The 12123-nt window shown below is 66.0% G+C and carries 12 protein-coding genes; 10 read left to right on the forward strand and 2 right to left on the reverse strand.

Annotation, left to right across the window (positions count from 1 at the left end; translation table 11 throughout):
* Position 1: 1 nt before the first annotated feature.
* Positions 2 to 1480, reverse strand: a complete 1479-nt coding sequence (gene iaaH, locus ELS24_RS02865) for an indoleacetamide hydrolase (RefSeq protein ID WP_127183352.1) — start codon at positions 1478 to 1480, stop codon at positions 2 to 4.
* Between the two features lie 182 nt (positions 1481 to 1662).
* Between iaaH and ELS24_RS02870 the strand changes: the two genes are divergently transcribed.
* From ELS24_RS02870 to ELS24_RS02910, 9 genes are all read left to right on the forward strand, one after another.
* Positions 1663 to 2391 carry a FadR/GntR family transcriptional regulator gene (locus tag ELS24_RS02870; protein WP_127183353.1) on the forward strand — a complete coding sequence of 243 codons (729 nt, stop codon included), beginning with the start codon at positions 1663 to 1665 and terminating at the stop codon, positions 2389 to 2391.
* Positions 2392 to 2486: 95 nt separating this feature from the next.
* Positions 2487 to 3350 carry a substrate-binding periplasmic protein gene (locus ELS24_RS02875; RefSeq protein WP_050450253.1) on the forward strand — a complete coding sequence of 288 codons (864 nt, stop codon included), beginning with the start codon at positions 2487 to 2489 and terminating at the stop codon, positions 3348 to 3350.
* Positions 3351 to 3511: 161 nt separating this feature from the next.
* A complete protein-coding gene (locus ELS24_RS02880; protein ID WP_050450252.1) occupies positions 3512 to 4360 on the forward strand; it encodes a substrate-binding periplasmic protein in 849 nt (282 codons plus the stop codon).
* A gap of 10 nt (positions 4361 to 4370) precedes the next feature.
* The gene (locus ELS24_RS02885) at positions 4371 to 5408 is read left to right on the forward strand and encodes an L-idonate 5-dehydrogenase (protein ID WP_050450251.1); all 1038 of its coding nucleotides are present in this window, start codon (positions 4371 to 4373) and stop codon (positions 5406 to 5408) included.
* A 41-nt stretch (positions 5409 to 5449) separates the two neighbouring features.
* Positions 5450 to 6115 (forward strand): amino acid ABC transporter permease, encoded by a 666-nt coding sequence (locus ELS24_RS02890; protein ID WP_050450250.1) that lies wholly within the window; start codon positions 5450 to 5452, stop codon positions 6113 to 6115.
* The gene (locus ELS24_RS02895; RefSeq protein WP_127183354.1) at positions 6112 to 6771 is read left to right on the forward strand and encodes an amino acid ABC transporter permease; all 660 of its coding nucleotides are present in this window, start codon (positions 6112 to 6114) and stop codon (positions 6769 to 6771) included. Before ELS24_RS02890 ends, ELS24_RS02895 begins: the two co-directional genes overlap by 4 nt.
* Positions 6768 to 7586: an amino acid ABC transporter ATP-binding protein gene (locus tag ELS24_RS02900; protein ID WP_050450248.1), complete on the forward strand. Its 819-nt coding sequence runs from the start codon at positions 6768 to 6770 to the stop codon at positions 7584 to 7586. The genes ELS24_RS02895 and ELS24_RS02900 overlap by 4 nt, the downstream gene beginning before the upstream one ends.
* 34 nt (positions 7587 to 7620) lie before the next feature.
* Complete coding sequence (manD, locus tag ELS24_RS02905) at positions 7621 to 8832, forward strand: D-mannonate dehydratase ManD (RefSeq protein WP_127183355.1); 1212 nt, start codon at positions 7621 to 7623, stop codon at positions 8830 to 8832.
* Positions 8820 to 10373 carry a mannitol dehydrogenase family protein gene (locus ELS24_RS02910; protein WP_127183356.1) on the forward strand — a complete coding sequence of 518 codons (1554 nt, stop codon included), beginning with the start codon at positions 8820 to 8822 and terminating at the stop codon, positions 10371 to 10373. Before manD ends, ELS24_RS02910 begins: the two co-directional genes overlap by 13 nt.
* Position 10374: 1 nt before the next feature.
* Here the strand turns inward: ELS24_RS02910 and ELS24_RS02915 are convergent, their stop codons facing one another.
* Positions 10375 to 11145, reverse strand: coding sequence for a class I SAM-dependent methyltransferase (locus ELS24_RS02915; protein ID WP_127183357.1), 771 nt, complete (start codon positions 11143 to 11145; stop codon positions 10375 to 10377).
* Between the two features lie 93 nt (positions 11146 to 11238).
* Between ELS24_RS02915 and ELS24_RS02920 the strand changes: the two genes are divergently transcribed.
* Positions 11239 to 12069: a helix-turn-helix transcriptional regulator gene (locus ELS24_RS02920; RefSeq protein ID WP_127183358.1), complete on the forward strand. Its 831-nt coding sequence runs from the start codon at positions 11239 to 11241 to the stop codon at positions 12067 to 12069.
* Positions 12070 to 12123 lie beyond the last annotated feature (54 nt).

Raw genomic sequence — 12123 nt, forward strand, 5'->3', positions numbered from 1 at the left:
CTTATTGCTTCGGCGGGGCGATGCGGCCCAGGATGCATTCAACGGTCAGCCCGATGGCCAGCACCGTCCGGTCTTCGCCCGGCAGTCCGTCGATTTCCAAGCCCACCGGCAAGCCTTCTTTCGACAGCCCGGCAGGCACGCTCAAACCCGGCAGGCCGGCGTTGCTGCCGGGGTCCACGTTGCGGGCCAATTCGCTGAACGTCTCGAAGCTGCTGGCTTCCGGCGTGGCGGCCGGCGGCAGGATCGGCACCGTGGGAAACAGCAGGCCGTCCAACTGGTGTTCCTGGAACGCGCGGCGGTAAACGTCGATGAGTTCATCACGCTGTTGCGCGATAACGCGCTCGTACAGCGGTTGCAGCGCCAGCACCTGGCCGTCCGGCGTGGGCAGCACGCCGGGCACGATCAAGCCGTCGAAGATACCTTTGACGTCGGGGCTGGATATCTGCGCCACCACCTCGTCAAAGCTCACGCCCGTGCCATAGCGTTGCAGGTAGGCGGTCAGGTCGGGCTTTTGTTCGTACAGGCATAGCGGCATGCCCACCGCCGCGTTCGCGGCCGGCAGCTCGGGCATGTCGATTTCCACCAATTGCACGCCCGCATCACGCAGCTTTTGCAGCGCAGCGTAAGTAACGTCGCGCACCTGCGGGTCCAGGTCCGTCCAGAAATAACTGGCCAGCCCCAGGCGGATGTTCTGCGCGGGCAGGGCGGCAAGCGGGGCGGCGTCGTTGGCCAGCACCGCGTCCAGCAGCACGATGTCGTCCATGCGGTTGGCGATGGGCCCCGGCGTGTCGCGCGTGTGCGAAATGGGCGTGATGCCCGCGCCGTCGTAGCGCCCGACCGACGGCCGGAAACCCGCGGCCCCGTTCACCGACGCGGGCAGGCGCACCGAAGCGCCCGTGTCGGTGCCCAGCGCGGCCGGCGTTAGGCGCGCGCCCACCGCCGCGCCGCTGCCGGACGACGAGCCTCCGGCGATGCGGCTGTGGTCGTAGGCGTTGCGCGTGCCGTCGCCCAACGGGCCGGGAAACGCGGTGTTGTAGCCCGACACGCCAAAGGCCAGTTCATGCATGTTGGTCTTGCCCACGATGACCGCGCCCGCCGCGCGCAGCCGTTGCACCACCGGTGCGTCCTCGGCGGGTCGAAACGATTTCAGCGCGGGTGTGCCGGCCGTGTTGGGCAAGCCGGCCACGTGGATGTTGTCCTTGATGGCGATGGGCACGCCGCCCAACGGCCCCTTGCCCGGTTTCGCGTCGTAGGCGTGGGCTTGCTCCAGCGCGCCGTCGCGGTCCACGGTGATGAAGGCGTTCAGCGCCGCATGGGCGTCGATGCGGTCCAGGCAGGCCTGGGTCAGCGCGACGCTGGACAAGCGCCCTTCGCGGATCAGGGCGGCGGCCTGGCCGACGGTCAGGGTGGCCAGGGTATCGTCGCCCGCCGGGTGCGGCACAGGCTGGGCGGACGAGGGCTGTTGGGATGATTCGGGCATGACGCTCCCTTCTGCTCGATCTATGGAACCGCCATCTATACCTGCTACAGGCCGGGCCTGTCGAGCGCGGCGCGGCGGCGCACCCATCGATGCACTGTGGTTTACCACTTTAATAGTGGTAAACCATGATTCCGAATATTGGTAAACCACTTATGATTTGGTCTAACCACTTTTTGAACGCCATGACTCTGCAACTGATCCCCAAACCCGACGAAACGGCCAGCAAGCCGGTGGCGGACCGCGCCTATGTGCGGCTGGCCGCGCAGATCCAGGCTCTGGTCGCCCAAGGCGAATTCGCCGTCGGCAAGCGGCTGCCGGCCGAACGCGCGCTGGCTGAACGTTTCGACGTCAGCCGCACCGCGTTGCGCGAAGCGATCATCGCGCTGGAATTGCAAGGGGTGGTGGAAGTGCGGGGCGGGTCGGGCATCTACGTCTGCGAATCCAAGCCCGGCGTGGCCCGCCTGCCAGCCGCGCAGGAAGTCGGGGCCGGGCCGTTTGAGTTGCTGCGGGCGCGCTGCCTGATCGAATCCGAAATCGCCGCGCTGGCCGCCACTACCCGTAATGACGCCGACCTGGACCGCATCTTTGAAGCGCTCACCACGATGCGCGAACAGATGATGGACAAAGCGGCCAACGAAGAGGCCGACCGCCGCTTTCACCTGTACATCGCCCAGTCCACCGGCAATAGCGTGCTGCTGGCGACGGTGACGTCGATGTGGGATCAGGCCCAAGGCCCGATCTGGGAAAAGATTGAACAGCATTTCCATACGCAGGCATTGCGCCAGGCATCGCAGGAAGACCACCAGCGCATCTTCAGCGCCTTGGTCGCGAGCGATGCGCAGGCGGCCAGGCAAGCGATGCGCGCTCACCTTGAGCGCGTTATCGGTGAGTTCGCGCAGGGGTGGCGATAGCGCATCCCGGCATGCAGTGCCCCAGGTGGCCCCCGGCAGAGCGCGGAAGATAACCGCGTCCCGGACCCGGGCCTTACAAGATCAGGAGACAAGCAATGCAGCAGCAGGACAAGGGGAACGGCGCGCTGGCGCGCCTGGCGGCCGCCACGGTGCTGGCGGTGTCGATGCAGGCCGTGTCGCTTCCGGCCAGCGCGCAGACAGCGCCCGCGCCCGGCCAAAGCCCGCGCGTGGATGCGATTCGCAAAGCCGGTGAACTGCGCGTGGGTGTGCTGCAGAACGCACCGTGGCTGATCCAGGATGTGTCCGGCAAAAGTGGCGAGGCCTGGAGCGGCCCCGCCTGGCTGCTAGCCAAGGAAACCGCGCGCCAACTGGGCGTCAAGCTGACCGCCATTCCTGTCTCGCACGAGACCAAGGTGCCGGTGCTGGCGGCCAACCAGGTCGACATGACCATCAGCCCCCTGGCCGAAACGGCCGACCGCCTGAAGGTGGTGGACTTCGTGCTGTATTCCGCCACCAGCGTCTGCATGTTCGGCCGCGCGGGCAACGACAAGCTGGCCCGAGTCAAATCGGTTGACGACCTGAACCAACCCGACATCACCATCGCGTACTTCACGGGCGGGGCTGAAGAGGCCTGGGTGAAGGAACGTTTCCCGCGCGCACGGTTGCGCGCCGTCGCCAATTCCGGCGCTACCGCGCCGATCGAGGAAATCATGGCCAAGCGCGCCGACGCCGCGCCGATCAACCGCGTGCCGTGGGTGGGGTTGAACCACAAGGTGCGCGGCCTGGTGGTGTTTCCCGCCGAGGCGAACTGCCAGCAAAGCACCGAAAAGGCGTCGCCGGTAGGGCTGGCGGTGGACAAGAACCAACCCGAATTCCTGGCCTGGCTGCGGCAGGTGGCGGAAGCGATGAAGCCCGCCTTGCTGGCCGACGAAACCCGCATCATCGAACAGAGCAAGTAGGCCGCTCGGCCGCATTCCAAACGATCACTTTTCCGCACGCGCGTGGCGCGTGCGTATCTGGCGAACCCGCCGGCGCCTGCGCGCGCCAGTACCCGCCGCGCCGCCTCCGGGCGAACGCGGCGGGAATCCCCGGATTTCGATGTTCATCAAGGAGACTTTGCATGCCGTCCCGCTTCCCCTCGCGCCACCGCGCCGCCCGCTTCTTCCTGACCGCCGCGATGCTGGCGGGCGCGGCTTCCGCCCAGGCGCAGACCCCGCCCGCGCCCGGCGAAAGCGCCCGCGTGGACGCCATCCGCAAGGCGGGCGTGCTGCGCGTGGGCGTGGTCAACAACCCGCCGTGGCTGGTGCAGAACACCAGCGGTTCGGGCGAGCCGTGGATGGGATCGTCGTGGACGTTGGGCAAGGAATTCGCGCAACTGCTGGGCGTGAAGGTCGTGCCCGTGCAGGTCAGCCATGAAACCAAGGTGCCCGCGCTGATCGCCAACCAGATGGACATCATGATCGGGCCTCTGAACGAGAACGCCGAGCGCGCCAAGATCATCGATTTCGTCACGTTCTCAAGCACTAGCGTGTGCATGTTCGGCCTGGCGTCCAACCCCAAGTTCACCAGCGCCACCAAGGTCGAGGACTTCAACCAGCCCGGTATCACGATGGCGTACTTCTCGGGCGCGGGCGAAGAGCCGCTGGTGCGAGAACATTTTTCACAGGCCCGGCTGCGTGGTGTGACCAATTCGGGTTCGGTCGCGCCTATTGAAGAAGTGCTGGCCGGCCGGTCCGACGTGGCGCCTCTGAACCGCATGCTGTGGCCCAACATCAGCAAGAAGGTGAAGGGCCTGGCGGTGTTCCCGAAGGAAAACGATTGCCAGGACAGCAAGATCTTCGAAATCAAGGCGGGCATGGGCGTGGCGAAGAATCAGCCCGTCTACCTGGACTGGCTGCGCAAGGTGGAAGCGCGCCTGCACCCCGAGCTGGCGGCCGAAGAACGCCGCATGACGCAAACCCTGAAGTGAGCACACAACCATGTTGAATTGCGCGATTCATGGGGCACAGGACCTGCGCCTGACCGAACAGTCGCTCGAGCCGTTGGGCGCGACACAGGTGCGCGTGGGCATCAAGGCCGTGGGCATCTGCGGGTCAGACCTGCATTACTACCGTCACGGCAAAGTGGGCGACTTCGTCATCCGCGAACCGCTGACGCCGGGACACGAGGCGTCCGGCCAGGTGCTGGAAGTGGGCGCGGCCGTTACCAGCGTCAAGCCGGGCGACCGCGTGGCGCTGGACCCCGCCCGCACCTGCGGCGTGTGCCGCTATTGCCGCCAGGGCGATTCCAACCATTGCGAAGCGGTGCATTTTTTTGGCAGCGCCAGCAAGTATCCGCACATGCAGGGCGCAATGCGCGAGCAGGTGGTAGTAGAGGACAAGCAGTGCCTGCTGGTGCCCGACGACTTGTCGTTCGAACTGGCCGCCTTTGGCGAGCCGCTGGCCGTGGCGCTGCACGCGGTGCGCAGCGCCGGCAGCCTGCTGGGCAAATCGGTGATGGTGGTGGGCGCCGGCCCCATCGGCGCGCTGACCTTGATGGCGGCGCGGCTGGCGGGCGCCAGCCAGGTGACGGTGGTCGACATCGTGGACGAAACGCTGGCCACCTGCGCGCGCGTGGGCGCCACGCGCACCATCAACGCCGCGACCGACCCCGCCGCCATCGATGCGCTGGCGGCGGGCAAGGGCACCATCGACGTGTGCTTCGAAGCCTCGGGCAATTACGCCGGGTTGGCCAACTGCATACGCGCCACGCGCCCGCGCGGCGTGATCGTCACGGTGGGCACCTTGAACGGCAGCAGCGAGCAATGCCCGTTCAACCAGATCATGGTCAAGAGCCTGTCGGTGATCGGCAGCTTCCGCTTTGTCGACGAATACGCCTGGGCCGTGGATTACCTGAGCCGTGGCGTGCTGGACGTGTCGCCCCTGTTGACGGCGGCGGTGCCAGTGCAGAACGTGCACGCCGCGTTTGCGCTGGCGGCCGACCGGCATCAGGCGATGAAAGTGATGGTGACGTTCTGAGGCGTCGCGCGTTCCTTGCGTCCTAATCCCACGGAGACTCCATGGATCTCGATTTTTCTCCCATCGTCGATAACTGGCGTTTTTTTGCCGGCGGCCTAGGGATCACTGTCGCGCTCAGCGCCATCACCGCGATATCCAGCATTCTGCTCGGCCTGGTGATTGCCCTGTTGCGTCTGTATGGGCCGCGCTGGCTGCGCGTGGCGCTGGTGTTCTACATCGACAGCATGCGCGCCATACCCGTGCTGGTGGTGCTGGTCTGGATCTACTTCGCGTTCCCCTTGCTGGCCGGGGTGAACTTCGCGCCGTTCTGGGCGGCGCTGGTGGCGCTGACGTTGCATATCGCGGCCTATTCGGCCGAGGTGATACGCGCCGGTATCGAATCGGTGCGGCCGGGGCAGATGCGCGCGGGGCTGGCGCTGGGCATGTCGCGCGCGCAGGCGCTGCGCAAGATCATCCTGCCGCAAGCCACCATCCGCATGCTGCCCGCCTTCGGGTCGGTGCTGACGGTGGCCATCAAGGACACGGCCATCGCCACCGTGATCGCCGTGCCGGAGCTCATGCACAAGGCAGAGACGATCGCGGGCCAGAGCTACCGGCCCATTGAAGTGTTCACGGCGGTGATCATCGCGTACTTCGTGATCCTGTTTCCGGTCACGCGCGGAGTGGATCGTCTTTATCAACGCTATGCACACCTGGGGCGGTCATGAATCTGGACTGGGGAATCATCTGGGATTCGCGCAACCTGCTGCTGCAAGGCGCGGCGATGACGATCATGTTGACGGTAGTGACGATGGTGCTGGCCGTGCCGGGAGGCATCGTGCTGGCGCTGATGCGGCTGTCGTCCAACCGCGTCGCCAACGGCGTCGCGGTGGCCATCGTGGAGTTCTTTCGCAACCTGCCGCTGATCCTGGTGATCTATTGGGCGTTCTACGTCATGCCGATGGCGCTGGACGTGCAGTTTTCGGCGGTCACCACCGCGCTCGTCGCGCTGGTGTTGAACGTATCCGCCTACAACTCTGAAACGTTTCGCGCCGGCATCAACTCCATCCGCAAGGGCCAGATGGAAGCCGCGCTGGCGATGGGCATGTCGCGCCACCAGGCGATGTTCAAGGTGCTGATCCCGCAGGCCGGACGGCGCATTCTGCCGGTGCTGGCCAGCACCTGGATTTCGCTGTTCAAGGATACGTCGCTGGTGTCGGTGATTGCGGTCAGCGAACTGGCGTACGCCTCGATGCAAGTGCGCGCGCAGAGCTTTCGCGTGCTGGAAATGCTGACCGCGATGGCGGTGATCTATTGGCTGATGGGTTATCCGCAAGCCAAGCTGGTCGACTGGGTCCATCGCAAATACGGAGTCAAGGAATGAACGACATGATCCTGGAACACCCGCCGGCCGTGGCAGGCGCCGCCGCCTCTGCCGCCGCGCGCAAGGGCGCGGACCAGCCGCCCGTGCTGGTCTACGAGCACGTGCGCAAGGTCTATGGCGATTTCGTCGCGCTGAACGACGTGTCGCTGCAAGTGAACAAGGGCGAAGTGATGTGCTTGATCGGGCCGTCCGGCTCGGGCAAGTCGACCCTGCTGCGTTGCACCAACGCGCTGGAAAAGCTGGATGGCGGCCGGGTGCTGCTGGACGGCGTGGCGCTGCCCGAATCGGAATCCGACGTGCGCCGGGTGCGCCAGCGGATGGGCATGGTGTTCCAGAGCTTTGAGCTGTTTCCGCACAAGTCGGCACTGGACAACGTGGCGATGGGCCCCATCACGGTGCTGGGCATGTCGCCCGAGGCCGCGCGCGCCCGCTCCATGGCGCTGCTGGAAAAGGTGGGGCTGGCCGCCAAGGCCGGCAACTTTCCCGCCAACCTGTCGGGCGGACAGCAGCAGCGCGTGGCGATCGCGCGCGCGCTGGCGATGGAACCCGAAGTGATGTTGTTCGATGAACCCACGTCGGCGCTGGACCCCGAAACCGTGGGCGAAGTGCTGAACGTGATGAAGAAGCTGGCGCAGGAAGGCATGACGATGATCGTCGTGACGCATGAAATGAGCTTTGCGCGGCGCGTGGCCAATTGGGTGGTGGTGTTCGAGAACGGCGCCATCCTGGAACAAGGCCCGCCCACACAGATTTTCGATAACCCGCAAGTCGCCCGCACCCGGGACTTCCTTAGCCACCTGGGCTGGGAAGGCTAGGCCGCCTCTTTTCCCGTCTACTCGGAAATCCAAAATGAAAATTACGAATGCACGCGTGATCGTTTGTTCGCCGGGCCGCAACTTCGTGACCCTGAAAATCGAAACCGACCAGGGCCTGACCGGCATTGGCGATGCCACCTTGAACGGGCGCGAACTGGCGGTGTCGGCCTATCTGACCGAACACGTCATTCCCTGCCTGATCGGGCGCGACGCGCATCAGATCGAGGACATCTGGCAGTACCTGTACAAAGGCGCTTACTGGCGGCGCGGCCCGGTCACCATGACGGCGATTGCCGCCGTGGACACCGCGCTGTGGGACCTGAAGGCCAAGGCCGCGGACATGCCGCTGTATCAGTTGCTGGGCGGCAAGAGCCGCAGCGGCGTCATGGTTTACGGCCACGCCAACGGCTCGGACATCGAGCACACGCTGGATGAAGTGCTGCGCTATGCCGACATGGGCTACCGCGCCATCCGCGCGCAAAGCGGCGTGCCGGGGCTGGACAAGGTCTATGGCGTGGGGCGCGGCAACCTGTTCTACGAACCCGCTGACGCCGACCTGCCCAGCGAACACGACTGGTCCACCGAAAAGTACCTGCGCCACACGCCGCAGCTATTCGACCGCATCCGCGACAAGCTGGGCGTTGAACACCATCTGCTGCACGACGTGCATCACCGCCTGACGCCGATCGAAGCCGGGCGACTGGGCAAGTCGCTGGAACCCTACAACCTGTTCTGGATGGAAGACGCCACGCCGGCCGAAAATCAGGATGCCTTCCGCCTGATCCGGCAGCACACGACCACGCCGCTGGCCGTGGGCGAGATCTTCAATTCCATCTGGGACTGCAAGGACCTGGTGCAGAACCAGTTGATCGACTACATCCGGACCACCGTGGTGCACGCGGGCGGCATCACGCATCTGCGACGCATTGCGGACCTGGCCTCGTTGTATCAGGTGCGCACCGGCTGCCACGGCGCCACCGACCTGTCGCCCGTTTGCATGGGGGCGGCGCTGCACTTTGATTTGTGGGTGCCCAACTTCGGCATCCAGGAATACATGCGCCACACGGCAGAGACCGACGCCGTGTTCCCGCACGCCTACACGTTCGACCAAGGCATGCTGTATCCCGGTGATGTGCCCGGCCACGGCGTTGACATCGATGAAAAGCTGGCCGCCAAGTATCCGTACAAGCGCGCCTACCTGCCGGTGAACCGCTTGCAGCAGGACGGCACGCTATGGAATTGGTAGCGGTCGATGCCGCGCGCCTGACGCCCGCTTGTCTGGCCTCGCTGCCCTTGGACGTGGCACGGCCTTCTTACGACCGCAACGCCTTGCGCGTGGGCATCGTGCATCTGGGCCTGGGCGCGTTCGCGCGCGCGCATCTTGCTGCGGTGAACGAAGCCGCGCTGCATGTGGGCGGGGGCGGGGGCGCGGACCTGGCCTGGGGCATTTGCGGCGTGTCCTTGCGGCAGGCCGACACGCGCGATGCGCTGGCGCCGCAAGCGGGCTTGTACACCTTGGCCTTGCGCAGCGCCGACGCGACCGGTCGCGAGCAACAGCAGGCCACGGTAATCGGCTGCCTGCTTGAAATGCTGGTTGCGCCGGAAGATCCGCAGGCTGTGCTGGCGCGCATTGCGCATGCGGACACGCGCATCGTCAGCGTCACCGTTACCGAAAAAGGCTATTGCCACGACCCGGCCAGCGGTCGCCTGAACCTGCACCACCCCGACATCGTGCATGACCTTGCGCAACCTCGGTTGCCGCGCAGCACCATCGGCTTTCTGGTGCGGGGCTTGCAGCAACGGCGTGCGGCGGGGCAGGGGCCGATCACGCTGATGTCGCTGGACAATCTTCCCAGCAACGGGCATTTGCTGCGCGGCTTGGTGCTGGCGTTTGCACGGCGGGTCGACCCGGCACTGGCGACGTGGATTGACACCTTATGCGCGTTCCCCAGTTCAATGGTGGACCGCATCGTGCCCCGCACCACCGATCAGGACCGGCGCGACGTTGCGCGGGCGCTGGGCCTGCACGATGCCTGGCCGGTGATGGCGGAGCCCTATCTGGAATGGGTGGTGGAAGATCAGTTCGCGGCCGGCCGCCCGGACTGGACCGCGGGCGGCGCGCGCTTCGTGACCGAGGCCGCGCCGTTTGAAACCTTGAAGCTGCGCACCGTCAACGGCGTGCATTCGGCGCTGGCGTATTTGTCGGTGATGGCGGGTTGGGCAACCGTGGACGAAGCCATGGCGCAGCCCGCGTTGAAAGCCTACCTGGCAGCGTTGATGCAGGACGAAATCGTGCCGACGCTGCCGCCCTTGCCGGGCCTGGACCTGGCGCGCTATCAGCAAAGGCTGTTGCAGCGTTTTGAGAACCCGGCGTTAAAACACCAGACCCGGCAGATTGCGATGGACGGTTCGCAGAAGCTGCCGCAGCGCCTGTTGGACACCGTGCGGGCACGGTTGGCGGCGGACTTGCCGATTGGCAAGCTGGCGCTGGCGGTGGCCGCGTGGCTGCATTTCCTGCGCGGCGTTGACGAGGCAGGGCTGCGCTACGACATCCAGGACCCGATGGCCGCCGAGCTGGCGCAACGCTACGGGCAAGCGGAACTGGCCGCTGAACTTGCCGCTGAACGTAGTGGCCCGGGGCCAGCCGCCATGCTGGCCTGGACGGAAACGCTGACCGGGCTGGCTGCGGTGTTCGGCGACCTGGGCGCAGACCCGCGTTTTGTGCGGGCCGTGTCGCAAGCGGCGCATGCGCTACGCAGTCAGGGGGTAGGCGGGGCGCTGGCGTGAATCAGCCCGGCTTCTTCACCACGATCGTGGCCGTGTCGCTGGTGAATGAGCCGTCTTCCTGCACATCGAAATGCGCGCGCACCACGTCCGGCGCAATGCTGAACATATGGCGCAGCGCCGCCACCAGCGTGTCCGGCGTGCGCATGCGCGTGACCCAGGTCTGGAATTCCAGTGGCAGACGGCGCGGCGACAGGCCTTGCAACGTGAAGCCCGCCTCGGTCAGCATGCGCGTCCATTCCGCCACCGAGTAGTCGCGCACGTGGGAGGTATCACGCAGCACTTCTATCGTTTGCAGCCAGGTGTCCAGCAGCGGCTCGCCGGGCGACACCACATCGGCAAACACGGCAGTGCCACCGGGCTTGAGCACGCGAAACGCTTCGCGCAAGCCCCGGCCGGCGTCTTGCCAGTGATGCGTGGAATAGCGCGACATCACCAGGTCGAACTCGCCGTCGGCAAAGGGCAGGTATTCGGCCTTGCCCTGGCGCGTGGCCAGGTTCGCCAGGCCGCGCTTGGCGGCTTCGCCCGCGACGACGTCCAACATCTGTTGGGACAGGTCGTAGGCGGTGACTTCCTTGACCTCGGGCGCCACGTGAAAGCTCACGTGGCCGCCGCCACAGCCCAGGTCCAGCACGCGTGCCGCCGGATGCTGGCGGGCGATGCCGGCCATTTGCAGCAGGTCTTCGCCTTGGGCGTGGACGGCGCTGGTCAGGTACGCCGTGGCGCGAGGGCTGAACTGGCGGTCGACGGCGGCGTCGTGGGTGCTGGCGGTCATGGAATTCCTTTGATGGCGTTGTGCGGGATGTCAGGTGCAGGCGCTAAGATAGGCCGGCCTTTATACACGTACAAGTCCATTGCTTATCCTGGTATGACTACTTCCCCCCAAGGCTCGGCCTCCCAAGACGGATCGCCCCTGCGCCGCCAGGCACTGGGCGAATTCGTGCGCAGCGCGCGGTCCCGCATCACCCCGCGCATGGCCGGCCTGCCCGACGGCATGCGGCGGCGCACGCCGGGCCTGCGCCGCGAAGAGGTCGCGCAGTTGTGCGGCATCAGCGTCACCTGGTACACGTGGATCGAACAGGGGCGCGAGGTCTCGGTGTCGCCGTCCGTGTGGTCGCGCATTGCGGGAGTGCTGCAATTGGCGCGCGCGGAACGCGCCTACCTGTTCGACCTGGCCGACTGCGCCGACCCCCAGCATGCGCGCGATGACGCGGGTGCCGCGCCCGGACCCTTGCAGGAATGCGTGGACGCGATCAACGCACCGGCCTATGTGTTGGACCGCGCCTGGAATGTGCTGGCCTGTAATGCGCCACTGCGCGACCTGTTCGACAACTGGCCCACGCGCGACCCCGAACCCAACCTGCTGCGCTACATCTTCCTGGACCCGGCCGCCCGTGAATTGGTGGTGGATTGGGAGCAGCGCGCGCGCCGCGTCGTGGCGGAGTTTCGTGCCGACGCGGGGGCGCATCTGGATGAGTCCGCCGTGCTGGCTTTGCTGGACACGCTGAATCGCCAAAGCCCCGTCTTCGCCCATTGGTGGACGCGCCACGCGGTGGTGGAACGCGAAGGCGGCTTGCGCGAATTTCAGCATCCGCGCGACGGCAAGCTGGCGTTTCAGCAGATCACGTTCCGGCTGGCCACGCATCCGGACTTGAAGCTGGTGATGTTGTTGAGCGGGTCGGCGCCCGAAGACAAGTAGCGGTTCAGAGCGCCATTCGCGGTCCGCTGGCGTCCGCTGTTTGCCGCCCGCCGC

The sequence above is a fragment of the Achromobacter spanius genome, assembly GCF_003994415.1.
GTDB lineage: Bacteria > Pseudomonadota > Gammaproteobacteria > Burkholderiales > Burkholderiaceae_B > Achromobacter > Achromobacter spanius_C.